A 24,617-nucleotide genomic window follows, 5' to 3' on the forward strand; every position below is an offset into this window, starting at 1 on the left:
AAGCCACATACAGTGAAGTGCCCTAAGAATTATTACTGGGCATACCAAGGTATTTCAGTCCGGAGTTCTATAGTTTTGACGCGTATACCCTGAGGAAAATATCAAAGCTCCAAAAAGGAAAACACCGTACGGTATATACGATTTCACCATTACATATATCGCCAATCCGTAAAGAATAGATGACAAAATATACAGTGCTGGACTTAACCTATCTATACCATTTGAAAACAGCTGAAATATTTTTTTACAAAGGTTGCAAATGTTAGAAATAGGGAAAATATCGTCGTACAGAAAAGTGGTACAACGGGGAATATCAAGTATTCAAAGTTCCTTATTTTAATCCCAAAATCTAAAACTGCTCCTGCGGACCACTCATCCCCGCATGCGCGGGGAAAACAGCTGGACTACGCGGTGACCTAACAAAATGGCTGACAGAGGTCAGCCCAGGGGTATTTGTCGGCACCCCGTCTGCACGCATCCGTGAACTGTTGTGGGCAAGAACAGTGGAACTTTGCAAAGACGGGCGTGCTCTACTAGTACAAGCAGCCAAGAATGAACAAGGAATGGAATTCCGTACTCACCGACATGATTGGGAGCCCACGGATTTCGATGGCCTCACCCTGTTTATGCGGCCCAAAACCCGAAAGCCCGGACCCCGCCGAACCAGTTGGAGCAATGCCCGACGACAGCGACGTTCCTATAAGCAGCATTAACAAAAACGGACGCGCCGTCGACAGTCGACATTAAGTTCCCGCCTGCAGCATTTTGACGCAGATTTCTCGAACCTAGTCCAGGATCTGCTCCCGCAGAATCGACATCGGGATCGAGCCATAGCTCAACGCCTCCGCGTGGAAATGCGGCACACTCATGCCCTGCTTAACAGCAGCATCGCGCAGATCCGACCACATACGCTGGCCCAACGCATACGACGGCGCCTGGCCCGGCCACCCCAGGTAGCGGTCCAGCTCAAACGAGAGCGTCGCCTCATCCAACGCGCAGTTATCGCGCAAGAAGTTCTTGGCGTAGCACACATCCCAATGGCCCGGACCATCCGGAACCTTCTTGCCCAGGTGCATACCAATATCCAGCACCACGCGAGCCGCACGCAGACGCTGCGCATCCAACATGCCCAGGCGGAAGCCCGGATCATCCATATAGCCCAGGTTCGCCATCAACTGCTCGGCATACAACGCCCAGCCCTCACCATGGCCGGAGTTCCAGCAGGCCACACGACGCCACAGGTTCAGGTTGTCCCGTTCCATCAGCGTCTGCCCCAACTGCAGGTGATGCCCCGGAACTCCTTCGTGGTACACCGTCGTCAATTCCTGCCAGGTGTGGAAGGTGGTGGTTTCCTTCGGCACCGACCACCACATGCGGCCTGGGCGCGCGAAATCATCCGACGGCGGGGTGTAGAAAATACCGCCGGTGCCAGCCGGATCAATCTTGCACTCGATAGTGCGCACCGGCTCCGGAATATCAAACTCCGTGCCATGCAACGCGGTAACCGCGGCGTCGGCCTTCTCCTGCATCCACTCGACCAACGCGTCGGTGCCACGCAGCAGGTACTTCGGATCCTGATTCAGCCGACGGAAAACCTCGCGGCAATCCGTCTCGTCGTCGTAAATCTGCGCTGCGGTCTTGCTCTGCGCCTCGCTGATCTCCCGCAGCTGCTCTAGGCCCCACTGGTAGGCCTCATCCAAATCGACGCTATCGCCAACGAACAACCGGGAAAAACGCTCGTAGCGCTCACGGCCCACCCCATCACGGGAGCTGGACTGCGGCACCACCTCCAGCGTCAACCAATCGGCAAACTCACCAAACGCGGCTTTCGCTTCCTGCACCTCTTTACTGTGCGAATCCAGCCCCAGATCCTCCAACAGCGAACCCGGCTGCGCCAGATCCTCACACTGGTTCACCACGGCATCCACCTGGCGATACTTCGGCGCATGCCCATGCGCGCAGGCATCCTTCAGCGATTCGCGGTACCCATCCAAGCTGTTGCGCACCAAGCTCAAACGCGAACGCAGATTATCCAGATCCTCGGTGGACTCATTAGGCATAAGCACCAAGGTGTCGCGGATGGTCTGGACCGGCGAGGCAATATTGTTCAGCGCCGCCTCAGTCTCACCGGCATGGTGCAGGTCCAACTCCAACAGCAGCCGATCGCGCAGCACATTCGCGGTGACGTAATCGACTTCGTCGAAATCGTCGTCGTCATCCGACTCATCGGTGGCTTCGTCGAGCGCATTGACGTCCTCGATCATCTCGCGGGTGCGGTCAGCGACAGCCTCGTAATACTCCGGGGAGAAATCCTCCAGCTTGTCGTCGTAGCCCGCGATGCCCCACGCAGTGGCGTCGGTGGGGGAAAGTTCTGCTAAGTCATAGACAAAATTCTCGCAGGAAGCATCCAGCAACGACGGCGGACGCGGCTGGGTGCGGTCCTGGGTCCACTGCTGCCCGGCGCGGTTTTCGCGCACGTCTGCGGTCGGTTCGCTACTCATAGCAGGTGAGTCTAAACCTAGTAGCCTGTAAGTTTCCACCCAGGTTGGTGTTAGTCATCCCACCGTATGACCTAGCAGCTCACCCATCGGTCAACCCGGCCGGGGCTTTGTGGTGTTTTCCCCTGGTCAGTAGGCGCTTGGCAGGGTGTTCATAGTATCCTGTAATGCCATGGACGCACCCGGACAAGCTACTGGCAAAGCGACTGGTAAAGCTACTGGCAACGCGGGCAACGCAGCCGAATCTTTCCCGCAACCCCAAGCATTCGGCCAACCTACCACCCCGGCTGCGAAATGCCTGTACGTGATCCGGCAGAACTCGGTGATCAGCCGCGCGGACCTGATCACCGCCACTGGTTTGTCCCAACCGACGATCACCCGGGCCATTACTACTTTGTTGGCCGAAGGCTACGTCGTCGCGCGGGAGGATCTCGCCCGCTCACACGGCCGTGGCCGGCCCACCACCCCGGTGGAACTCGCCAAGCCGCAGTGGATGCTCGCGGGTATCGCGGTGGGCACGAAAGAAACGTTCCTGTCGGTTTTCGATATCCGTGGCCGCACGATCCGCGAATCCACCATCGACACGCCCGTCGCACAGTTGAGCGAAAGCGATTTCATTCAGCACATCATGGCTGGGTTGCACCGCCTGGTCACGGGCTTGGAGCACACGTTGTTGTCCGTGGGCGTGACAACATCCGGCCAGGTCAGCCGCGACGGTGTGGTCAGTGCGCCGAACCTGGGCTGGGAGCAGGTCGACGTCGCCGCCGCATTGCGTTATCAGTTCTCGGTGCCGGTGTCGGTCTCGTCGGCGGTGCCAGCAATCCTGGGTTCTGAGATGCAGGCCGGTGACCTATTAGTGACGGACGACGCCGACCGCACCCTGGTGCTGTTTGCCGACGACTCCCTCGGTGCCGCATTCACCAACACCCTGGGCGTGCACCCCATCGAAATCTTGCCGACGGTCAGCGATGACACGCTCGGGTTCGCGGAAGCCGCCCCGGAAAAATCGCTGATCACCAGCTCCATCCTGGCGCGTATCACGGAGAAATTCCCGGAGTTAGATCCCGCACCGGCCACCCTGGCGCAGGCCGTCGCACTGGCAGCCGACAACGAAGGCGTGCGGGAAATCCTGGATGCGCGCGCTAGTGCGTTGGCGCGGCTGACGGTGGATCTGGTGAAAAAGTACAGAATTTCCACCGTGGTGGTGGCTGGTTCGGCTTTTGTGGATGATTCACGTGCGCCGAAGCTCTTTGCCGCTACCGTGCGCGAGATCATGACCACCGCCAAAGCCCCGAAGATGCGCATGATCCCCACCCACGAAGAAGTGGTGCGTTCGATTACGCGGGCAGCCGCACTGGATCAGATGCTGCGCGAGCCGCTGGATCTGGTGCCGAGCGATACAGAATAGGCCGGAGTGCGCAGCGTAGCCGCAGCGTCATCGCACGGCAGGCGGCTTTGCTAGCCGTTGATTTCCTTGTGCGCCGCGGCGGTCTCGACATATTTCGCGGCGTGCGGGATGAACGCCTGGGATTCGTCGTCGGCAAGCTCCCGGCGCACCTTCGCAGCAACCCCGGCGGCCAAGGCTTTATCACCAATTTCGGCGCCTTCCAGCACCACCGCACCAGCGGCAATGAGCGAACCAGAACCGATCACGGAACGCGACAACAGCGCGGATTTCATGCCGATCAGCGTGCCATCCCCCACGTGCGCGCCGTGCACCAGCGCCATGTGACCGATGGTGACGTCGTCGCCAAGCACGCAATCAGCGTCGGCGTCGACATGCAGCACCGAATTGTCCTGGATATTAGTGCGCGCACCGACCTTGATGCGGTTAACATCCGCGCGCAGCACACACCCGTAAAACACGGAGGCCTCCGGGCCGATCTCCACATCACCGATCAGGGTGGCATTCGGCGCGATGAACGCAGACTCGTGCACGCGCGGGGTTTTGCCGTTAAAAGGAAGAATAAGTGCCATGCCACCATGCTAGTGGGGCTGGGCTTGCCGACGGCGTGCCGCCGCACGCCTGCCGACGGCATGTTTAACGTGAAACATTCTCCACGAGCTCGCAGAACTGTCCCACCCCCAGATACACCCGCGCGTGCATCCCGAGACCCGAAGCAGCCGCCAGGTGACCCTCGTTGGAGCTGATAAACATGGTTTCGCGGGCATTGGCGCCCATCGCGTCGACGGCGACTTCCAGCATGCGTTCGTCGGGAAGCGCCACCCCGATATCACCGGAAAGCACCAGCGCATGCAGCTCTTCCAGCTGCGGGTACTGGCGACGCAGGTTCTGCGACTGGCTCAAAGAACAATTCGCGGTACCACCGACGGTGATTCCAGCCCCCAGCAAACTATCGATGCAACCCCACACTTCCGCGTCCAACTGGCTGCGCGGGTGGGTATCAGCGGCGATGGCCTCTGCAATATCGCAGTCTTCCAGGCCCACGCGGGCGATCATCTGCTGCCAAAAGCGCTGGTCGCCGAGGTCGCCGCTGAAATATGCGGGGCGGAGCTCGCTGAAAACCTGCCAGAATTTTTGTGCCTGCGGGGCGGCTGGATCGTAAATACCGGCAGCGCGCAGCAATGCCTGGTCACGCCGCTCACGCGGAGTGTGCACCAGCGTGCCTGGCAAATCCACCAGCAGTTTCATCTGTGCCATGCCCGCCCAGTATAGAGCGGGAAGAAAACACGTGCCGCAGATTATGCGGGCGTATGTGGGGATACGGCTGCTACTTGTGCGGGTGAATCTTGCAAGCGGCGGTTCCATACCGGGTTCGCACCAGGCATAAACCAGATCAACACTCCGGAGATCGCAGCAATGACCACCCCGCCAATCACGGAATAATCGTGCGGGATCCACCAGAAGCCAGCCATGGCCATCGCGATGATCACCAACCAAATCAGCGGAATATACAGGTGCAAATTCAGCCGACTGGCGGTGCGGTATTCGCTCCAATCTTCAGCTGGGAAGCGATTTTTAGCTTCTGCCCGGATGCGCCGCGCCGTTTTTTGTGATTGCACCACGACGGCGAACAGTGTCAGAGCCAAGCCGACACCAGCAATGATCAATTCCCCGTTCACACACCCGTAGATCAGCACCATACAAGCAACTACTAAGGACACTCTTTCCACACCATTGAGGGGTAAACCATTAGTAGGGTTCACATCGGGATACAGACTGCGAAAAGGGCTGGCAGCGGGGGAATTCATGCTTTTCTCCTGGATAAAACGCAACAACGAGAACAATTAGTTTTAGCCTAGCCTATTATTTCTTAGGCTTTCCAGGTATTCTGCAGATACGCAAATTTCGGGCGCCTCCTCCAGGGCAATTCCTGCAGGAAAAACCCGCATTTCCCGCCGTTTTATCGCCGCGTCTTTCCACCGCCGCCTGCGCACACATCCCGCACAGGCCCGCACGGGCCCGGAAAAGACCTGAAAGACACCTGTATGAGGTTAGGAGTCCATAGTGTCCCAGCAGTCGAAATCTCGACTACGCACACTGTCCCGTCGCGCTATAGCCAGCAGTTTCGTTATATCTTTAGGCTCGCTCAGCGCAATGGCTGTCGCATTCGCCCCCGCTGCGCACGCCGCCGAGCACTGCACTTTCAACTGGGGCATCAAACAGTCCTACCGCAACTACATCCAAGGTCCAGTAGCCAAAGGCGGCTGGGGTGCTGATGGCATCGGGTTCACCGGAAGCGAAACCGGCCCTGATGGAGCTTTCGTATTTACTCCAAAGAAGACGGAGGCCAACGGCAACAGCGTCACCTTCAATTTCAACGGCACACTCAAATTCAATGGTCACGGCCACCACGGTAAAACCAACGTCGACCTGCTGGATATGACGATCTCGGACTGGAAAGTTCGCGCCGAAGGCAACCGGGCAGACATCATCGTCGACTATGTTTCCTATGACTCCGATATGGCCGACACCAGCAAGCGCGGCCCGCAAATCACCGGCGACGACGTCGCCATTGCCACCATCAACTTGCACAACCCGGTTGAATCCGGCACCAGTGAGGTGAACCTGGCTGGTACCACCAATCTGACTTCCGAAGGCCAGAAACTCTTCTTGGCTTATGACGCAGGCCAGGAAATGGACCCCACCTCCGGCGCTATTAAAACCGACGGCAGTTGCGATTCTGCAAGCGGCTCAGGTGGCTCAGGATCCGGCGGGACCAAGCGAACCCTGAACACCATCAAGGGCAACTTCACTGGTTTCAACAAAGAAATCATGTCCCTGCTGCAAGAATCCAATGACACCTTGAATGCCTTTACCACGTTCATGGGCAACAGCCAGGCGTTTTTGGATGAATACGAGTCATACCAAAAACGTTTCGGCGGCGGTGCTGGCACCGGGGGTAACGGAAACACCAGCGGCGGCACAACCTCCGGTGGCACCAGATCGGGCGGCGGCAATTCGAATTCCGCCCAGTCTCACTCTGGCGGCGCAGGCGGTCACAGTGGCGGTACCGGGGGCACCGGCGGCGGATCCACTGCGGGCGCAGGCGGAGCCAGCAACACTGCTGGTGGTGGCGGTACTGGGGGCGTCGCTGGAGGCAACTCAGGTGAAGCACACGCTGGCGGCGCCGGCGAACAATGCCACGCCACCGGGGTGACTTCTTCCACCCTGGGCTGGGGCCTGAAGAAATCTTTCCGCTCGTATATCACCGGTTCTATCGCCAAGGGCTCCTGGACGCTGCAGGGTAGTGACTATGTCGACGGCCAATACCGCTTCAGCGGCAACACCGGCAACGTGGATACCGGCGCGAAAACCGGCAGCATCCGCCATAACGGTGCCGTGCAATTCGACGGCCACCACGGCGTGCTGGATTTGAACGTGGCTAACCCCGAGGTCACTTTCAATGGCAACTCCGGACAGCTGCTTGCCGACGTGCGCTCGTCGACCATGGAAGGCGAAAAGCTCAACTTCGGCCGCGTCGTCGTAGCAGATTTGCAGTTCGACTCCCTCAACGTTGATGCCAACAAAGCCAGTGGTAAGGCACGTGCATTCCTTACCGATACCGGTGCGAAGGCCTTCGCCGGTTTCTACGAACCAGGCATGGAACTAGATCCGCTGAACTTCGACGCCCAACTTGGCGGCGCCGGTGACTGCTCTGCAGCTGGTGGTGCCTCTGGTTCCGGAACCGCGGGTGGTGCCAGCGGCTCCGGTGGAGCTGGCGGAACCGGCAAGGTCGCTGGTGGTGGCACCAGCAACGTCGCAGGTGGTGCCGATAACCCACTGTCTGGGGATGGCGAAACCACCGGCTATGAAAACGGCTCGGGCAACTTCAAAATCAAATCCGCCGGCGCCAACAACAACGGTGTGGGCGAGAACCCAGCCACCTACATCCTGCTATTGCTCGCCGGTCTGATCGTCGCTGGTGGTTCCATGAGCCACTTGGTCATGCGCAACCCGGCCTAAATCGTTCTGCCCCGACTGCCCAAACCCGTAAACCAGACCCTGAAAGGACCAGCCTGTGCTGCCTACTACTTCTGCGCTGCCGAAAACCGGCGCCCGGAGCATGCTCACGGCGATCATACTGGCGGCTTCACTCGTACTAGCCGCCTGTGGCATCCAGGGCGAATATGCCCACACCGGCGATTCCCAACTGCGAGAACAGCTTCCCGCAGCAGGAGATCTCAACGATCCCCGGTCTTTCACCGGTGTCACCCACGTCGACGATTTCGAAGACGTCGTTCCCATCGTGGACAACCCGGCACCGCAGTTGCCGGTCGAGTTAACTGACGCTGACGGCTACGATGTCGTCGTCGAGGATGTCTCGCGCATCCTGGCGCTGGATTTGTACGGCACCTACACCAAAACCCTGACTGGCCTGGGCCTGGCTGATAATATCGTTGGCCGCACAGTCTCTTCCACGGAAGACATCATGGCGGATAAACCCGTCGTCACCGAGGGCGGTCACAACATCAACGTCGAGGCAGTTCTGGAGCTGCAGCCGTCGATCGTGATCGTGGATCACTCCATTGGCCCACCGGATGCCATCGACCAGATCCGCAATGCGGGTGTAACCACCGTGGTCATGGAACCAACCCGCACCATTGATTCGATCGCAGAAGACATCACCACCCTGGGCGGAGTCGTCGGCTTGCCGGATGAGGCAGAAGAACTCGCCCAGCGTAGCGTCGACGAGCTAGAAAAGGACCTGGCCGCCATCCAAGAGCTCGTGCCAGAAGATCCAATGCGTATCGCGTTTTTGTACGCCCGCGGCACCGCTGGTGTTTTCTTCATCATGGGTGAGGGCACCGGCGCGAAAGACCTCATCGAAGGCGTCGGCGGTATTGACCTAGGCACCGAGCACAACTTGTCCTATGTGGAACCCGCGAACGCGGAATCGCTCGCGAGAATCAATCCCGAGCTCATCATCATGATGACAAAGGGGCTCGAATCCACCGGCGGCATCGAAGGTCTGATGGAAAGACCAGGCATCGCGCAAACCATCGCAGGACAGAAACAACGCATCGTTACGCTTCCCGACGGCCAGTCCCTGGCTTTCGGCCCCATGACCGGACAAACCCTTTTGCGTCTAGCACAGGCGATTTATGATCCAGAACAGCAATAAGACCACCACTGCCCCGTCGGCTGCGCGCACGGCTACGGCAACGACAACGCATACCGCACCGCCGACGCAGCGCAGCGACGTCTTCGCCCAACGCCACCGCTTGCGTGTGGGCACCTTCGTCGCGTTGCTTGTGCTGCTTATCGGCTCGGTTCTCGTGTCGACGGCACTGGGTCAGTATTACCTGTCGTTGCCGGACTTGCTCCGCATTTTGGCTTCCCGGTCCAGCGCAGAGACTGATATTGCCGCCAGCGTGGTGTGGGATATTCGCCTGCCGCGTATTTTCCTCGGGTTTTTGGTGGGTGCTGCCCTGGGTGTGGCTGGCTGTTTAATGCAGGCCGTGTTCGCCAACCCGCTGGCAGAACCCAGCATCGTCGGCGTGACCTCTGGCGCTGGCGTCGGCGCGGCGCTGGTCATCGTGTTTGAGGTCAGCTTTTTGGGTACGTTCACCGTCCCTGCCGCGGCTTTTCTCACCTCGTTGATCGTCACCGCCATCATTTATCGCCTGGCGCACAATCGTGGCAAGGTCGCCGTCGTCAACCTGATTTTGACGGGTATTGCCGTCAACGCGGTCTGTGGCGCACTGATTTCTTTCATGGTGTATTTGGCTCCGACAACTAGCCGCGAGCAGATCATTTTCTGGCAAATGGGTTCGCTCAATGGTTCCCAGTGGAAACACGTGTGGGTGGTTTTGCCCATTGTCATAGTGGGTTTTGCCATTGCCTCACGCCTCGGCGCGCAGCTTGATGTCTTAGCGTTGGGTGAGAAAGCGGCTGGGCACACGGGCATTAATGTGGCCGTACTACGGCTGGTCGCTATCGTTGCTTCGGCGGTATTGACTGCCGCGGCGGTCTCGTTCGCGGGCCTGATCGGCTTCGTCGGTTTGATTGTGCCGCACGTGTTGCGCACCATCGTCGGCCCGGAAAATAAAATCTTGCTTCCTGCCTCTGCCCTGGCGGGCGCGCTGTTGATCGCGCTTGCGGATCTCGCCGCCCGTACCATGATCCCATTTGCGGATTTACCGATCGGTATTTTCACCGCGTTGGTGGGTGGGCCCACCTTCTTCATTCTCTTGCGTAGGATGATGCGGAAAGGATCTGTGTAATGAGTATCGTCGATATTTCCGGTCTGAGTGTGAAAATTGGCCATAAGACCTTGCTGCGCGATATCAACGTGCACGCAGAAGCCGGGCAGGTTACCGGCCTGATCGGCCCAAATGGTGCGGGTAAATCCACGTTATTGGCTGCGATGTGCGGTGATCTGGAGCCCGCAACTGGCAGCATCAGCTTGGCAGGCGTCGATCCTGCACAGGCTTCACCGAAAGAGTTGGCGCTGATCCGTGCGGTGATGTTGCAGGATGTTTCGGTTTCTTTTGAGTTTTTGGTCCGCGATGTGGTGGCGATGGGGCGGCGCCCGTGGGCGAAGCGGGTGGAGCCGCACGTCGACGAGCAAGTCATCGATGCCGCGCTTGCAGCCACGGACACCACGCATCTTGCGGGACGCGATATTGCCACGCTTTCTGGTGGTGAGCGGGCCCGGGTGGCATTGGCGCGCGTTTTGGCGCAGCAAACTCCCATCGTGTTTTTGGACGAGCCCACTGCCGCCCTGGACATCAGCCATCAGGAGCAGGTGCTGGCGTTGGTGAAGAATCTGGCGCGTGAGGCCAATATCGCGGTTTTTGTGGTCATGCATGATTTGAATGCGGCCGCGGCTTATTGCGATCGCATCATTTGTCTTGCCGACGGCACCATAGCCGCCATGGGCGAGGTTTCTGAGGTTTATACAGATGAAATTTTATCTTCTGTCTATCAGTGGCCTATCGAAGTCACCTCGCACAACGGTCACTTTTTAGTAAGCCCGGCGCGCCAACACCCTACCCCCGAACAGGACGATTTGGTCCAGTTGTTGGGTGCTCGTTAAACGCTTGTCGACGGCGGGGTGTAACCCTATGACGCTATGATCTGCGCTTTCCGTCGTTTTCTTTTCCTCTTTACACGATTGTGCAAAGAGGCCATAGTTTGATTACCCCCATAAGTGACACCTTACCTAATTAGGTTATTGTAAACCTACCCTGTCTCTTCTAAACTTTACCTTGTCTAAATTGGTCATTTCTTCGAGGAGAGTACATGAAGAATAAATTTTCCCTGGGGGTTTCCCTCTGTGCTGGTCTGGCAGTCATCGGCGGCGCTCTGACGCCAGCAGCTTACGCACAAGAATCCCCGGGTAACGCCACTGCTACCTGTCAGAATCCAGGTGTTGAAATCGTTGACGGAAAGATCAACTGGGGAATCAAGCATTCCTACCGCAACTACATCTACAGCAATATTGCGCGTGGTTCTTGGACAACAGCAGGTGCTGTCACTGAGGACAGCACAGATGCAGCAGGACGACGTAAGCCAGATTTCCAGTTCCATTTTGACGTTGATCCGAACACCTCCACAGTCAAGCTTGATGCACAAGGCAACGTCGTCGAATCTGACATCCAGACTCAAGATTCCACTCTGATCTTCGAAGGCCACCACGGTGCTCTCTACAGCCAGATGAAATCACCGTATGTGAAAACCGAAGGAAACGTAGTTAAACCGGGCACTGGTTACGTCGGCTATTACGTCGAGGGTAAGCCAATGACTCAATATAAAGAATCCGATCGCACCGACGAAAACAAACGTACGGGTAAAGGTGAGTTCGGTGTTGGTAAGACCGAAGGCTGGAAGCTCGAAGGCAACAAACTAACAATGTCTGGCACAAACCTGTTCTATACCCCGCAGCCAGGTTCAGATCGCTGGAAAGACATCCACGAAGGTATAGACGTCCTCTTCATGGGAGCCTACGGCAGCGAAGACCCACTCGATGATCTACAGGTAGAACTCAACGTCAAGAACACCTGCTTGGACGAGGAAACAGATACCACTACGCCTGGTGGTACCACTGAAGACTCAACTCCTGGTCAGACCAACGAGCAGGGTGCCCAGCAGGAAAACACCAAGCCGCAAGGAGAAGCTACTCCTCCAGCTGCGCCGAAGAAGCCGGAAATTAAGCAGCCAGAGAACAAGCAACCAGAAAAGAAGCCAGAGGCTGAGAAACAACCTCCAGCTGCAAAACAGCCCGGTGACAAGACCAATCCTGGTAAAACCAACCCAAGCAAAGAAGAAGGCACACCAAAAGCACCTGGTTCTTCTCTGGGCAAAGACTTCAGCAGCAATGCCGCTGAAAGCAAAGGCCTCAACAAGTTCCAGCAGGCCTTCAACGTCGCTCTCGGCCTGGTTACCTTCGCTGGCATGGCAACGATGATCGGCAATCTGTTCCACAAGGCATTTGGTCCACAGGTGCAGCACTTCCTGAACAAACTGCCGTTTAAGTTCTAACAATGCTGATACCGTGCTCGTGCCGCCACCTCCCGGCGCAGCATAACCGAGCAGTTTAGACGGTACGTACTAGGCGGGTAATTCCCTCAACGTAGGGATTACCCGCCTTTATGCATACCTGCAAGAATCCCGGAACCCCCGCAGCCAGACCAGGGCATGAAAAATCCGGGGCCTGTACTCAGACCCCGGATAGGAAACGTAGTAGCTTAGCTAGCAGCTCATGTCAGTGCTACTAGCATCGAGTCGTGCCTTAGAGCTACACCAAGGAACGCAACCAACTAATGATTTGCTGGAAGATCATCGATACCGTGCCACCCAAGGCACCGAAGAATCCACCATTTTCATAGTACTTCGAGAGCATGTTGAAAAATGGCTCCATACCAGTGCTCGAACCGGCGCCATTCTGCTGCACAGAAGAAGTCTGTACACCGGCATCACCAGTGCTAGAACCTGATTGAGCGTTGTTATTGGCTTCTGCGACCGATTTTTCCACCTCAGCCAGCTTCTGCGAAACTTTCTCCACTTCTTGCTTGGTGGTAGCAAGCTCGGTCTGTGCAGCCTGCTTCGCTTGCTCAGCGTCGGCAAGCTTCTGCTCCAGCGCTTGCTTCGCTGCTTGTTCTTGCTCCAGTTCAGCGGCTACTTCAGCAGCCTTAGATTGCTGCGCATCACCAGATTCTTTGGCTTTGACATACTCGCTCTGGAGCTTTGCAATCAACTCAGCCTGGCTCTCGACCTGAGCTGCCAGTTCAGCAGACTTTTGCTGCGTCTCAGCCGCGGTTGCCTCCAGCTCCGCCAACTTAGCCTTTGCAGCTTCTGCATTGGTGACATATTCGGGGACGCTGATTCCTGCGCCGACAGCGAATGGCTCCGAAACAGTCTTGCCGAGGGGTTCCCATTTGCCACCACTCTGACGGTTGGCTTCAACCTCAGCGATATATACACCTGGGTCAGAATCCGCGAAAGTATATTCCCGGGCTACACCAGAGTTGACGTCATACTGCCGAGTTTTTTTGAAAATACGATCACAACTGGTGATGCACTGCAATGTCGTGCGCCAGCGCATATTCGGCAGATTGTGCTCAAACTCCCAGTTCAGCTTGACGTTATTCCGTGCGTCGACCTCTGCCTTCAAATTCGTGGGAGCAGCGATCTTGTCGATCTTCGGAGCATCTGGAATTTTAATATTGATGCCGCGGTCGAAGTACCGTTCAGTCAAAACTGGGCCGTGTGCCGCCGCAACGCCTACGGTGTAGGTCTTGCCAGGCTGGAAGGTTTCAGGCGGAACAACAATTTCCTTTTCCCATTCCCCGTCTTTCATCTCTGCACGGGTAATCCACCGCTCGACCAAGCCATCGCCCTGGCCCGAAATGCCCAGGCACTTGTTTAGCTTCCACTTCGCGTTATCAATGATGATGAGGTACACACCGTGCCGTGACGCAGGTTCATCTTGTGTATAGCCTTTGCCCTTGAAGTGGAACTTCGTTTCTCGCGTAGGGTCAATGGGCTCTGGCGAATAGGTGACGTCCAGTTGCACATTGGATTTCCTCTGGTCCAGTTTGTCTGGAACTTTACATCCGTGGTTGACGTCCGGTACAGAAGCTGGCTGTGCAGCCTGTGGGGCTACCGCATCTGGATTTGCTGCTGGTGCGGCTGTAGCAGCAGCGCCTGCACCCAGCATGATGGATGAGGCTGTCAAGGCAGAAAGAACGATCCGTCCTGCCCGGAAGTTGGCTCGCAAAGTAGTTCCTTTCTGAAAGGATGTGGATAAGGGGAATGTGCAGAGCGCACGTACTAATCATAGTTTATCAAGCTTTACCTAAGCTAGTTATTTTATTCACATATTCGCTTAGGCTAGCTGTAATAATAGCGGTCCGAAAATATGAAAAGGGCGCCGATGCTTACCGACGCCCTTAGCCAGAACGGCTAGCTAGTGAATGTTACGTAAACCAGTAACTCTTGCGTTTACACCTCTATGTTCTGAGTTAGGAAGAGAACAGCACGCGCGGCAACGAGAACAACCAGTTGAAGAACTTGGCGATCTTCTCAAAGCCGTTCGAGAACAGGCCAGAGATGCGCTCCCAGATGGACTGCGACTTCTTACCGTCTTTGTCCTTCGTGGAATCGGCTGGCTTTTCTTTCTGCTCAGGCTCGGTGGTCGATTCTGCAGCGGAGTCGTCAGCTGGCTTTTCTTCTGTGGCCTGCTCGTCTGCTGGCTTGGCTTCCGCAGAAGGCTTACCGGACTCAGCTGGCTTTTTATCCTCAGAACCAGGCTGTCCGTCAGCTTCACTTTCCGGCTTTTCTGGCTCTGCAGGTGCCGGCGGCTCTACCTGGTCAGTGTGGTCGCCGACCTGTGGATCAGTGGAATCCAGACGCAAAATCGCAGCGTGCTCCAAATAGGTCTCGTTATTCGTTTCAATAGAATATGCGAATAACTTATCTTTCCACGGCAACAGGTTGCGATGCTTTTTCGCGGTATCTTTTTGGTTCGGCAGTGAGATATTCTCAATGATTTCCCGGGTTTCTGGATTAACCCAGCTCAACTGCGAGGTTGCCTCATTAGTAACCAGCGCTTTGTCACCCACGAACGCAACCTCAGACACTTTCTTCAGGTCACCAACCACACCACGCTCAGACTGCGGTTTCAGTACGCCATCTTCATACCGGAAGAACTGCATTCCAGAATTATGGTGGTCTTGACTATAAAATGCCACGTTATTGCCATCTGTCGCCATCTCGGTGGCGTAATTCGCACCATTTCTCGGCGTTCCTAGCTCGGTACCGCCGTCGACAAGCTTCGCCGTACCGTCTGGGTGAATCAATAGCGGCGGCACACGATAGCTTCCACTTTCCAAATTGACTGCACTGGCAGGCAAATAGAGTATATTGCCATCCGGCATCACACTCATCTGGGTAGGAAGTGCAATATTCCCGATTTCACCATAAAGATCCCGGTTGTAGCCCTTACCGTAAAGGAAAAGTTCTTCATCATGTGCCTTTACGACGTCCTGCGGCGCAGTTAGTGTCGCAGTCGTTTTTTCACCAGAAGCCGTGACCCACGTCAGCGTCGAGTCATTATCGTTGGTGCCGCGGGCAATGATTCCAACTCGATCATTGGCAGCATCGTACGCAATTCCGGCAGGCTCGATACCAATGCCTTCAGTAACGACCACTGGATCAGACCAGCCCTCTGCAGACGCGGTTGCAGCCTTCAGGGTCTGCCCTTCAACCCAGTAAATCCGATTTCCAGCCCCCTTGGTATAAAGCTGAGATTCATTAAATGAAAGCGGCCGTTGCAATTCCCCCAACGACTGCATCGTTGCAGGGTCAATGAGCTCCAGCACTGACTGGTCGGCACCTTTCCGCGTCGCAAGCACCACATAATCTTGCAGCCCAATCATGGTGTCTTCGTTAGCTTCTTGTGCAGAAACAAATTTGCCACCAATGGTCAATGGTGCCGTGTCGTTACCCGGACGTTCGCCCTTGCCCTCATATTCGAAGCTCAGCGGAGCCAGCGGGCCACCCAAATCGTAGAAATTAGAGAAGGTTCGCACGCCGTCTTCGGTCAGCGAGGTGTTGATTCCGCTCCAGGAGACCTTGCCATCTTTTTCTTCGAACTTGGCGGTCTTGGTCCAAGCATTCGCGATCTTAGCGTCTTCTTTTTCGAAGATTTCACCGCTTGGGTACTGCTTGGAGCGCACATCAGCTTCCACATACGAGCCTTCAGGGCTCAGCACGACGGTGGGATCTTTGATGGTCAACTCCAGTGCGCAGTTACCGCGCTCTGCTGGCTTGCCCTCACAGTACTTGAAATACTCGATGCTGCCTTCAAATTCTGCGCGAGTGATCTTCGTTGCGTCGTCGAAACCAGCATTTTTCAAGTTGAACTTGTAGTACTGCTCAACGGTGTCGCTTTGCGACGATGGCGTGGTGGTTCCGTTGGAGTAGATCTTGCTGGCACCGCCGGTGACGTTGGTTGCTCCCAAGGAATAGCGCAGGAACGAATCACGCAATGCCCAGTTCAAGCTACCTTTTCCACTCTCGGCAGCGACACTGTGGGCTTGTTCGGCACCAACGGGTGCTTGTTCCGTTTGCGCTCCAGCGATTGGCGAAAACGCAGGGACTAAACTGAACAGTCCCAACGCGATACCCACCGAGCTGATCCGGCGGGATTTTTTAGCTGACACAATCGTCTCCTCGAAATGCAATAGTGCGAACTTACATAACCGAAGAAAGGTTAACCTACAGCTTAAAAATAAGTAAGGATTAGCTATATTGAATACCCCCGATATGCCCCCTAAGTTGGGGCCATACGGGGACATTTCCGCTGTTCGGAGTGAAAGATGCAGCGTTGTGAAAACGAATTCTATTTCCAGGGAATTTTAAAAATCCCAGTCATCATCTTCAGTTTCCTCGGCCTTGCCGATGACATACGAAGACCCAGAACCAGAAAAGAAGTCATGGTTTTCATCCGACCCTGGTGTTAGCGCAGCCAAAATCTCCGGCTTCACGGTAGATTCTTCCTCACTGAACCGCTGTGGCAGCCCGAGATTCATCAGCGCCTTATTCGCGTTGTAGCAAATAAACTTCACGACGTCGTCGTAAAGCGCCAACGGGCGGTACAGTTCCTCGGAATAGGCCAGCTCCAGCTCGTAGAGTTCGTCGAGAAGCTCATAGACAAACTCTGTCACCTGCGCTTGCGTTGCTGCGTCGTAGGTTTCCAGGCCCCGCTGGAATTTATAGCCCGAATAATAGCCATGCACCGCCTTATCGCGCAGAATGAGCCGAACCATGTCCGCGGTATTCGTCAGCCTGCCACGAGAGGCGAAAAACAGCGGCAGATAGAACCCGGCATACAACGAAAACGACGACAACAGGGTGGCAGCCGCCTTGCGTTTGAGCGTGTTATCGCCATAGTAGTGCTTGAGCACTGCTTTCGACCGAGCCTGCAACACGTCGTTGTCCACGGCCCACTTATACGCCGCGTCAATTTCTGCAGTATTCGAAAGCGTGGAAAACACAGAAGAATAGGACTTCGCGTGCACCGCCTGCATGAACGCAATATTCGTATACACAGCCTCTTCGTGTTCGGTGCGCGCATCCTGAATCTGGCTGACCTCGCCAACCGAAGCCTGCACGGTATCCAGCATGGTCAAACCAGTAAATACCTTCATCGTCAGTTCGCGCTCCAGCTCGCTGAGATTGCGCCAATCAGAATGATCATTGGACAGCGGCACCTTTTCTGGCAGCCAAAAATTGGAGGTCAGACGGTTCCAGACTTCCAAGTCCTTCTCGTCTTGGGTCCGGTTCCAGTTCACCGGCCGTAGGCGCACCGTGGGGTCATCGCGAAACGCCGTTGGGGTGGCGGAATAGTCATAGATGGTCATTAACTACTGTTCCTTCCAGAATTTATCCAGGCCTTCGCGCACGACTACAGCGTCGCGGTCTGTGCCCAACAGCTCATAGTGGTAGAGCTCGGGGACCTGGCATTTAGATGAAATGATTGCTCCGGCAATGCAAAAATCAGAGCCGAAATTGGTGTTTCCCGACGTGATGACACCGCGGATGAGGCCACGGTTGGTTTCGTCGTTAAGAAACGCAATAACCTGCTTGGGTACGGCGCGACGACGATCGCCGCCGCCGTAGGTCGGGGTGACCAGGATATATGGACGCGAAACCCGAATCATGCCCTCTTTTCGTGGGTGCACGGGGATGCGTACTGCAGGACGGCCTAGTTTTTGGATGAACCGGTGCGTGTTTTCAGAAACACTGGAGAAATACACCAGGTCTGGCGATTCCTCCGGGGCAAGTTCGGCGAAAGTGAGGGGTACTTTCGCTGTGGAAGCCACGAGAAAACCTCCTCGAGATAGACATATAAGGATTTACTTACTAGGCTTTTAGTTTACGAAAGAAGTATGACAGACGACGCTTGCATGCCACAAAAGCCCAGGTTTGCCTACCCTGAAGATTTGGCAGCCACGGTGAGGTAGAAGACAAAAAAAGAAACAACCGCCGACTCTCGCCGACGGTTGTTCCTATTCCCATGACTGATTATTTTAGATGGTTGAGCCGGAGCCTGCCCCTCCATCACCCCTTGAGGTAATCCTTACTTTAAGCTCATAACTTAGGGTTGTCAACCCCTAGTACTAAAACTTTCGTACTTTTTATTCAGCGGCAGACTACGCAAGGTAGATTTGGCACGTTTTCCCAGGCCAGAGCCATGACAAATAACAGCTGCCTATTTTCCCGCACTCCGCACTGCGCCCGGCACCTCAGCCCCCCAAGCCTCACCGCGTCTGAATCTACAATGGAGCCATCTGCAATCCCCGGAAGATGGATATTCGATATGGCACACGCGGAACGCAACACGGAATCCTTCACCGAATCCGTCAGCAACTCACTCACCCGCCTGAAAAACTCGCTGCGCAGGCACCTTAGCCAACAGTGGACGGAACTGACCTCCCCGTCGTTCAGCGTGCCCACCTCGAAACTGCCCGAACCACTAGCGCATCACGCCACGGAAGTCAGCGCCAGCAAGATCCCGGAAAGCGTCGTCACGGAGATCGCGGAATCACTCAACCTGCGCGGTAAACACGCCGACCACGATGCCACCGACCACAAATCGGATGACGCCGCACAGCATGCAGAAGAATCCGATTACAACTTCGATGCCTCCCGCCACCTGCCACTGGGTGCGCGCTTCAAACCACGCGGCGTTTTCGAAGACGATTGGTCCGACCGCCCCACCACAAACAAACCCTGGCCGGTGATCCTGATCCACGGCACCGTCGACACGAAAGGCGTGTGGCAAGAACTCGGCACCGAACTGCGTGCCGACGGCTGGTGTGTGTTCGCCCCGGACTACGGAAAGCGCGGCACCGCCGCCATGGAAGAATCCGCGGTGCAGCTCGGGGCCTATATCGAAGCCGTACGCACAATCACCGGCGCGGAACAAGTCATCCTCATCGGGCACTCCCAAGGCGGCCTGCTCGCCCGCTACTGGATGCGCACCAGCGGCCACGCGCACTACGTCAAACATCTCGTGAGTCTCGGCGCACCAAACCACGGCACCACCATGGGCGGAATCTTGAGCCCGCTGGTGTCCAACAATCTGACAGAAAACATCATGCGCTCACTGATTCAGCACTGGTTCGGGCCAGTTGGGTTTCAGCAGATCACCGGATCGGAAATCTTTGCGGTCTTCAACGACGGCGGCGGCGATCGCAAAGGCGGCAGAAGCACACACGGAAGCAGCGATGACAGCAGCGGCGAGCTAGAAGAGGGCGTCGACTACACCTGCATCGCCAGCCGGCAAGACACCGTCGTCCAGCCACCTGAAACCTGCTTCCTCAACGGTCCGGCACACCAAGTTCGCAACGTGTGGGTGCAAGACATCATCCCGCGCGCCAATGTGCAGCACCAGGACCTGCCCACGAACAAACACGTGCGGGCAATCATCCGCACCGGGCTGAAAAAGGGCGCCAGCGAGGCAACCCGAAAGCGCAGAACTTAAAACACCGAACCTAAAGCGCAAGAGCATCCAATAAATCATCAAACGCCGGGCCCACCTGCGTGCGCCACAAAACATTCACGCGCGCATCAGCCCGGCCCGGCCCACCGTTGATCACCGCCACCGGCCGCCCCGATGCCAGCATGTCCAACACAAACCGGTACCCGCTCATCACCGCCAACGACGAGCCCACCACCAGCAACGACGCCGATTCCGCCGCCATCGCCCGCGCCTGCTGCTTGCGCGACTCCGGAACGGCCTCACCGAAATACACCACGTCCGGTTTCAGACGCACCGAACCGCAACGCAGGCAACCCACCATCTGAAACTGCCGCACCGCAGACTGCGGCAGATCAACGTCACCATCGGGGTTTACCTGCTTAACCTGCGATAACAACGCCTCCAAATACCCCGGGTTTGCCGTTTCCAAGCGCTCATCCAACCCGTCGCGGTGCTCGCTATAACCGCAATCCAAACACGACACCGTATCCAAATTCCCGTGCAACGCCACCACATTGCTTTGGCCTGCTTCCGCGTGCAGCCCGTCGACGTTTTGCGTCAGCACGCCACGGACAAACCCGGCGCGTTCCAGTTCCACCAGCGCGTAATGCGTGCGGTTGGGTACGGCCCGGTCCAGCTGCCGCCAACCAATGAAGCTGCGCGCCCAATACCTGTGCGACGCCGCCGGATCGTGGCAAAACTCCTGGTAAGTCATCGGCCGGTGCGTGTTCATCTTGCCTTTGGGCCCGCGATAATCCGGGATCCCAGAATCAGTAGACACCCCTGCCCCGGTCAACACCATGGCTGGGCCGAGGTGTAGTTGGTCGACGATCTTGTCGACGACGTCCGGGTAGGGGTGTGGGGTGCCGGTTTCTTCCACCACCCGCTCCATCGAGCGAACCGCGCCACGATGGGCGCGGTTGATGGCTTCGGAAACAAAGGCTGGTTGCGGGCGGAAATCCTGCGGTAGTGAACTCACGCCCGCCAGTCTAAAGGCTGTAGCGCTCGCACATAATTAGCGACTAATTTATCTACGGCTGAGATCAGCCGCCGCTAGCGTGCACCCAAGCCGCTACCCTGCACCTAGTTTGCGGCGCAGTTGAGCTTCGAAGATCCACTCGGAATCGACCAGCCCGTGCCGGGAGCATTCGGCGTGCCAACCATCGGGACGAATCTGGACTTTCATCCGCCGCCCGCACAGCTGGCAAAAACGGGGAGCATCGTAGCCGGCTTGCTGTGAGGGGCTCAGCCGGATTTCTTCGCCGCTGGCAATCTCCGTGCCGGTATTCGGGTGGAAGATCGGCTCATCCTCGCCGCACATCGCCACCGCGAGCGGCGAGTTTTTCGTGTGCAGCGCGGGGTCTTTTGCTCGTGCCATTGCTGTACTACAGGGCCTTGATCGGCAGGTCGATGCGGTTCAAGGTTTCCAGGTCGGTTTCGATGCGCTCACCGAGCGTCGTCAAGTAGTTACCGGCGATGATCGCGTTGATGCCGCCGAGCAGACCCTTCTCGAAGCCCTCGGTGCCCAGCGAAAGCTCACGGCCACCGGCGAAGCGGATGACGGTGCGTGGCATGGCCAGGCGGAACATGGCGACGGCGCGCAGGGCTTCGCCGAGTGGAACCAGTGGGTAATCCGCAAACGGGGTGCCTGGGCGTGGGTCCAGGAAGTTCATGGGAACTTCGCGGGGCTCGATTTCAGCCAGCTGAGCAGCGAACTCGGCGCGCTGTTCCAGACTTTCGCCCATGCCGATGATGCCGCCGGAGCAGACCTCCAGGCCAGCATCGCGCACGTTTTGCAGAGTCTCGCGGCGCTCCTCCCAGGTGTGGGTGGTCACGACGTTCGGGAAGTGCGAACGCGCGGTTTCCAGGTTGTGGTTATACCGAGTCGCACCCGCGGCCTTGAAGCGTTCCACCTGCTCACGGGTGACGGTGCCCAGCGAACAAGAGATTTCGATATCGACTTCTTCTTTAATGCGTGGGATGGCGCGTTCTACTTGGCGCACCAGGTTCTCATCCGGGCCTTTCACGGCGGCGACGATGCAGAATTCCGTGGCGCCCACCTTTTGGTTGCGCTTGGCGGCTTCAATGAGTTCATTAATATTCAGCAACACCGCACGCACGGGCGATTCAAACAGGCCAGACTGCGAACAGAAGTGGCAATCTTCTGGACAGCCGCCGGTTTTCAGCGAGATAATACCTTCGACTTCGACGTCGGGGCCGCACCATTTCAGGCGGGTTTGGTGGGCGATGTCGGCGATTTCCTTCAGAGTCTCATCATCAACCTGCAGAACCTGCAGTAGCTCGTCTTGGCTCAGGCCGACGCCTTGCTCCAGTGCTTTCTCCCGGGCGATATCAACAATGCTCATGCCGTTATCCTAATCACAGCCCTTAAACACCGTTCAATTAACACGCCCACTAGGCGTCGTAAAGCACCCCCAATTGTGTCCTAGGACAACTCTGGCACATCTTACGTAAGCTAAATACTCATGAAATTAAAGAACGTCATCAGCCCCGAAAACCGCACCACAAAACCACTTTCGTTACAAAAACGATTGGTCAAGCGCATGATGTCCAGCCCCGACAGCCTGCGTCGCATTCTCAACCTCTGGCCACCCCTCCGCGCCTCCGGAATCCGCATCGAAGAAATCACCGCCGACGCCTCCTACGCGAAGATCGTCTGGAACCGCACCTGGAAAAACGTCAACATGCACGGCGTTGCCTTCGGCGGCACCCTCTTTTCCATGGCCGACGTGATGGTCGGAACCCTGCTGCAACGTCGCATCGGCAACGGCTTCGAGGTCTGGACTCGCTCCGCATCCTTCCAATACCTCAAGCCGGGGCGCAACGGCGTGCGCATCGACGTCGAATTCCCCCAAGAATTAGTCGACTGGGTCTCCGAAACCATCGAGCAAGACGGCTACTGCAACCTGCCATTTAGCTGCATGCTGCAAAACCCCGACGGTGAGATCGCCGCCATTAGCCACCAAGAACTCCACGTGCGCCCGAAAGGCGGCGGCAAGCGCGCAGCAAAGCCGCAACACGCCGAAACCCCACGCGGCTACATCCTGGAGCACATGGCCACCGCCATCGCCTGGGCCGCCTTCCACGACACGCCAGAAACCTTGACGACGCTACTAAGCCGCATGCGCCGGATTCCCAGCCAGGAAGAACAGCTCACCCACGTCTGCGCCAAGGCGAAAGCCGAGGCCGGGTGGAACGCTGAGCAACTGCAGAAATTCGGCGTACCAAGCAAATACCTGGAATAGCCCGCAACCACTACCCTGGCCCCTATGAGCCTGTACGACGACACTTTCACCCTGCTGCAAGAACTGATCCGCAACGGCTGCGTCAATGATCTCACCGCCGATTCCGGCACCGAGGAACGCAACGTCGCCACCCTGGAGAAGTTCTTCGCCGACACCCCCGGCATTTCCACCGAGAAATTCGAACCACACCCGCACCGGACGTCCCTGGCGGTGACGGTGGAAGGTTCCGATCCCGCTGCCGAGCCGCTCACCCTGCTCGGCCACATCGATGTCGTGCCCGTCGACGAGCCGAAATGGACCACCAACCCGTTCGGCGCAGAGGTCATCGACGGTTTTATCTACGGCCGCGGCGCGATGGACATGCTGTTTATCACCGCCACCATGGCGGCAGTTACCCGCGAGATCGCCCGGCGCGGTCAACCCACCGGCACCCTGACGTTTGTGGCGCTTGCCGACGAGGAAGCCCGCGGCGGTTTGGGTGCCAAGTGGATTTCCGAACACCAGCCGGAGGCTTTTTCCTGGAAGAACTGCTTGTCGGAAACCGGCGGTTCGCACCTGCCAGTGCGTGATGGCTCGGATGCCATTGTCATCAACGTCGGCGAGAAGGGTGCCGGCCAGCGTCGCGTGCGCATCAGTGGCGATGCCGGTCATGGTTCCACGCCGTATGGCAAGGACTTCGCCGTCGTCAAGATCGCCGAGGTTGCTCGCCGCATTGCCGCCATTACCCCGCCGATGCTCGATAGCGAGACCTGGCAGGGTTTTGTGCGCGCGTTCCGCTTTGATCCGGACACAGAAAAAGCGCTGCTTGCAGGCGCTTCCGAGGAGGCATACGAGGCATTCGGTCAGCTCGCCGGTTATGCGCACGCGTTTTCGCACACCACCATGTCGCAGACCGTGCTGCGCGCCGGCGGTGCCATCAACGTTTTGCCCTCCGATGCCTACCTGGAAATGGATATCCGCCCGCTACCTGGGCAAACCCAAGAAGATATCGACGAGCTGCTGCGGGAAGGTTTGGGTGATCTTGCCGACGACGTCGAGATCGAGCACCTGATCGTCGAACCGGCCTCAGAATCACCCGCCGCAGGCCCATTGTGGGAGGCCATCGTGGAGACCATCGGCGAGTTTTTCCCGGACGTTCCGGTGATCCCGGTGTTAGCCACCGGCGGTTCCGACCTGCGCTTTGCCCGCCGGTTGGGCGGGGTCGGTTACGGCTTTGCACTGCACGGGCGCGAGCGCACCCTGTTCGAGGCGAACCGGCAGCTGCACTCGCACGACGAATGCTTGGCGGTCGAGGACCTGGACCTGACGGTGCGCGCGTACTGGTCCCTGGTGACGAAGTTTATTGGTTCTGCTGCTTAAGCCTTCGGCCGCGACATTGCCATGCTGGCCACCAAGTA

Annotated in this window: 21 protein-coding genes; 10 read left to right on the plus strand and 11 right to left on the minus strand. The window is 57.2% G+C overall.

The genetic code is table 11. The features are described from left to right. The first annotated feature begins 374 nt into the window (after positions 1–374). A complete protein-coding gene (gene cas2e, locus B142_RS13170) occupies positions 375–713 on the plus strand; it encodes a type I-E CRISPR-associated endoribonuclease Cas2e (RefSeq protein WP_081604918.1) in 339 nt (112 codons plus the stop codon). A gap of 72 nt (positions 714–785) precedes the next feature. Here cas2e and B142_RS0104185 read toward each other — a convergent pair whose 3' ends face one another. After that, complete coding sequence (locus B142_RS0104185) at positions 786–2,501, minus strand: DUF885 domain-containing protein (RefSeq protein WP_018120296.1); 1,716 nt, start codon at positions 2,499–2,501, stop codon at positions 786–788. Positions 2,502–2,670: 169 nt separating this feature from the next. Here B142_RS0104185 and B142_RS0104190 point away from each other — a divergent pair, with 169 nt between their 5' ends. Further along, positions 2,671–3,906: an ROK family transcriptional regulator gene (locus B142_RS0104190; RefSeq protein WP_018120297.1), complete on the plus strand. Its 1,236-nt coding sequence runs from the start codon at positions 2,671–2,673 to the stop codon at positions 3,904–3,906. Between the two features lie 50 nt (positions 3,907–3,956). Here the strand turns inward: B142_RS0104190 and B142_RS0104195 are convergent, their stop codons facing one another. The 3 genes from B142_RS0104195 to B142_RS11865 form a co-directional block, all read right to left on the minus strand. After that, entirely contained in the window at positions 3,957–4,475 is a 519-nt protein-coding gene (locus B142_RS0104195; protein ID WP_018120298.1) for a gamma carbonic anhydrase family protein, read from the minus strand. A gap of 64 nt (positions 4,476–4,539) precedes the next feature. Continuing rightward, positions 4,540–5,160: an HAD family hydrolase gene (locus B142_RS11860; protein WP_018120299.1), complete on the minus strand. Its 621-nt coding sequence runs from the start codon at positions 5,158–5,160 to the stop codon at positions 4,540–4,542. Positions 5,161–5,201: 41 nt separating this feature from the next. Next, complete coding sequence (locus B142_RS11865) at positions 5,202–5,711, minus strand: hypothetical protein (protein WP_155860928.1); 510 nt, start codon at positions 5,709–5,711, stop codon at positions 5,202–5,204. Between the two features lie 346 nt (positions 5,712–6,057). On the opposite strand from B142_RS11865, the gene B142_RS0104210 reads away from it, so the two are divergent. From B142_RS0104210 to B142_RS12875, 5 genes are all read left to right on the plus strand, one after another. Beyond that, positions 6,058–7,926 (plus strand): HtaA domain-containing protein, encoded by a 1,869-nt coding sequence (locus tag B142_RS0104210; RefSeq protein ID WP_018120301.1) that lies wholly within the window; start codon positions 6,058–6,060, stop codon positions 7,924–7,926. 100 nt (positions 7,927–8,026) lie between these two features. Next, a complete protein-coding gene (locus B142_RS0104215) occupies positions 8,027–9,085 on the plus strand; it encodes a heme/hemin ABC transporter substrate-binding protein (protein ID WP_026167830.1) in 1,059 nt (352 codons plus the stop codon). Further along, positions 9,066–10,187, plus strand: coding sequence for a FecCD family ABC transporter permease (locus B142_RS0104220; RefSeq protein WP_018120303.1), 1,122 nt, complete (start codon positions 9,066–9,068; stop codon positions 10,185–10,187). The genes B142_RS0104215 and B142_RS0104220 overlap by 20 nt, the downstream gene beginning before the upstream one ends. Continuing rightward, positions 10,187–11,002 carry a heme ABC transporter ATP-binding protein gene (locus B142_RS0104225; protein ID WP_018120304.1) on the plus strand — a complete coding sequence of 272 codons (816 nt, stop codon included), beginning with the start codon at positions 10,187–10,189 and terminating at the stop codon, positions 11,000–11,002. Before B142_RS0104220 ends, B142_RS0104225 begins: the two co-directional genes overlap by 1 nt. 206 nt (positions 11,003–11,208) lie before the next feature. Then, positions 11,209–12,447 (plus strand): HtaA domain-containing protein, encoded by a 1,239-nt coding sequence (locus B142_RS12875; protein WP_018120305.1) that lies wholly within the window; start codon positions 11,209–11,211, stop codon positions 12,445–12,447. Between the two features lie 256 nt (positions 12,448–12,703). Here the strand turns inward: B142_RS12875 and B142_RS0104235 are convergent, their stop codons facing one another. The 4 genes from B142_RS0104235 to nrdI all read right to left on the minus strand — a co-directional run bounded on the left by B142_RS0104235 (position 12,704) and on the right by nrdI (position 18,293). Next, positions 12,704–14,185, minus strand: a complete 1,482-nt coding sequence (locus B142_RS0104235) for a hypothetical protein (RefSeq protein ID WP_155860929.1) — start codon at positions 14,183–14,185, stop codon at positions 12,704–12,706. A gap of 244 nt (positions 14,186–14,429) precedes the next feature. Continuing rightward, positions 14,430–16,631, minus strand: a complete 2,202-nt coding sequence (locus tag B142_RS0104240) for an HtaA domain-containing protein (protein ID WP_018120307.1) — start codon at positions 16,629–16,631, stop codon at positions 14,430–14,432. Positions 16,632–16,826: 195 nt separating this feature from the next. Beyond that, the gene (nrdF, locus tag B142_RS0104245) at positions 16,827–17,831 is read right to left on the minus strand and encodes a class 1b ribonucleoside-diphosphate reductase subunit beta (protein ID WP_018120308.1); all 1,005 of its coding nucleotides are present in this window, start codon (positions 17,829–17,831) and stop codon (positions 16,827–16,829) included. A 3-nt stretch (positions 17,832–17,834) separates the two neighbouring features. After that, positions 17,835–18,293 (minus strand): class Ib ribonucleoside-diphosphate reductase assembly flavoprotein NrdI, encoded by a 459-nt coding sequence (gene nrdI / locus B142_RS0104250; RefSeq protein WP_018120309.1) that lies wholly within the window; start codon positions 18,291–18,293, stop codon positions 17,835–17,837. 497 nt (positions 18,294–18,790) lie between these two features. On the opposite strand from nrdI, the gene B142_RS11875 reads away from it, so the two are divergent. Beyond that, positions 18,791–19,957: an esterase/lipase family protein gene (locus tag B142_RS11875; RefSeq protein WP_018120310.1), complete on the plus strand. Its 1,167-nt coding sequence runs from the start codon at positions 18,791–18,793 to the stop codon at positions 19,955–19,957. Positions 19,958–19,967: 10 nt separating this feature from the next. Here B142_RS11875 and B142_RS0104260 read toward each other — a convergent pair whose 3' ends face one another. From B142_RS0104260 to bioB, 3 genes are all read right to left on the minus strand, one after another. Then, positions 19,968–20,933, minus strand: coding sequence for a Sir2 family NAD-dependent protein deacetylase (locus B142_RS0104260; protein WP_018120311.1), 966 nt, complete (start codon positions 20,931–20,933; stop codon positions 19,968–19,970). A 93-nt stretch (positions 20,934–21,026) separates the two neighbouring features. Next, positions 21,027–21,275, minus strand: a complete 249-nt coding sequence (gene bsaP / locus B142_RS0104265) for a biotin synthase auxiliary protein BsaP (RefSeq protein WP_126844033.1) — start codon at positions 21,273–21,275, stop codon at positions 21,027–21,029. A 64-nt stretch (positions 21,276–21,339) separates the two neighbouring features. Beyond that, positions 21,340–22,320 (minus strand): biotin synthase BioB, encoded by a 981-nt coding sequence (gene bioB / locus B142_RS0104270; protein ID WP_018120313.1) that lies wholly within the window; start codon positions 22,318–22,320, stop codon positions 21,340–21,342. A gap of 120 nt (positions 22,321–22,440) precedes the next feature. On the opposite strand from bioB, the gene B142_RS0104275 reads away from it, so the two are divergent. Both B142_RS0104275 and B142_RS0104280 read left to right on the plus strand, forming a co-directional pair. Next, positions 22,441–23,220: a PaaI family thioesterase gene (locus B142_RS0104275; RefSeq protein ID WP_018120314.1), complete on the plus strand. Its 780-nt coding sequence runs from the start codon at positions 22,441–22,443 to the stop codon at positions 23,218–23,220. A 24-nt stretch (positions 23,221–23,244) separates the two neighbouring features. Next, the gene (locus B142_RS0104280; protein WP_018120315.1) at positions 23,245–24,579 is read left to right on the plus strand and encodes a M20/M25/M40 family metallo-hydrolase; all 1,335 of its coding nucleotides are present in this window, start codon (positions 23,245–23,247) and stop codon (positions 24,577–24,579) included. The last annotated feature ends 38 nt before the right edge of the window (positions 24,580–24,617 follow it).

Source organism: Corynebacterium propinquum DSM 44285 (assembly GCF_000375525.1).
Lineage (GTDB): Bacteria > Actinomycetota > Actinomycetes > Mycobacteriales > Mycobacteriaceae > Corynebacterium > Corynebacterium propinquum.

Coding starts and splice junctions, on each gene's coding strand:
- bsaP (WP_126844033.1), bottom strand. CDS start 21,275: ATGTGCGGCGAGGATGAGCCGATCTTCCACCCGAATACCGGCACGGAG.
- B142_RS0104210 (WP_018120301.1), top strand. CDS start 6,058: ATGGCTGTCGCATTCGCCCCCGCTGCGCACGCCGCCGAGCACTGCACT.
- nrdF (WP_018120308.1), bottom strand. CDS start 17,831: ATGACCATCTATGACTATTCCGCCACCCCAACGGCGTTTCGCGATGAC.
- B142_RS0104280 (WP_018120315.1), top strand. CDS start 23,245: ATGAGCCTGTACGACGACACTTTCACCCTGCTGCAAGAACTGATCCGC.
- B142_RS0104275 (WP_018120314.1), top strand. CDS start 22,441: ATGAAATTAAAGAACGTCATCAGCCCCGAAAACCGCACCACAAAACCA.
- B142_RS11865 (WP_155860928.1), bottom strand. CDS start 5,711: ATGAATTCCCCCGCTGCCAGCCCTTTTCGCAGTCTGTATCCCGATGTG.
- bioB (WP_018120313.1), bottom strand. CDS start 22,320: ATGAGCATTGTTGATATCGCCCGGGAGAAAGCACTGGAGCAAGGCGTC.
- B142_RS0104185 (WP_018120296.1), bottom strand. CDS start 2,501: ATGAGTAGCGAACCGACCGCAGACGTGCGCGAAAACCGCGCCGGGCAG.
- B142_RS12875 (WP_018120305.1), top strand. CDS start 11,209: ATGAAGAATAAATTTTCCCTGGGGGTTTCCCTCTGTGCTGGTCTGGCA.
- B142_RS0104195 (WP_018120298.1), bottom strand. CDS start 4,475: ATGGCACTTATTCTTCCTTTTAACGGCAAAACCCCGCGCGTGCACGAG.
- B142_RS0104215 (WP_026167830.1), top strand. CDS start 8,027: ATGCTCACGGCGATCATACTGGCGGCTTCACTCGTACTAGCCGCCTGT.
- B142_RS11860 (WP_018120299.1), bottom strand. CDS start 5,160: ATGGCACAGATGAAACTGCTGGTGGATTTGCCAGGCACGCTGGTGCAC.
- B142_RS0104190 (WP_018120297.1), top strand. CDS start 2,671: ATGGACGCACCCGGACAAGCTACTGGCAAAGCGACTGGTAAAGCTACT.
- B142_RS11875 (WP_018120310.1), top strand. CDS start 18,791: ATGGCACACGCGGAACGCAACACGGAATCCTTCACCGAATCCGTCAGC.
- B142_RS0104225 (WP_018120304.1), top strand. CDS start 10,187: ATGAGTATCGTCGATATTTCCGGTCTGAGTGTGAAAATTGGCCATAAG.
- B142_RS0104220 (WP_018120303.1), top strand. CDS start 9,066: ATGATCCAGAACAGCAATAAGACCACCACTGCCCCGTCGGCTGCGCGC.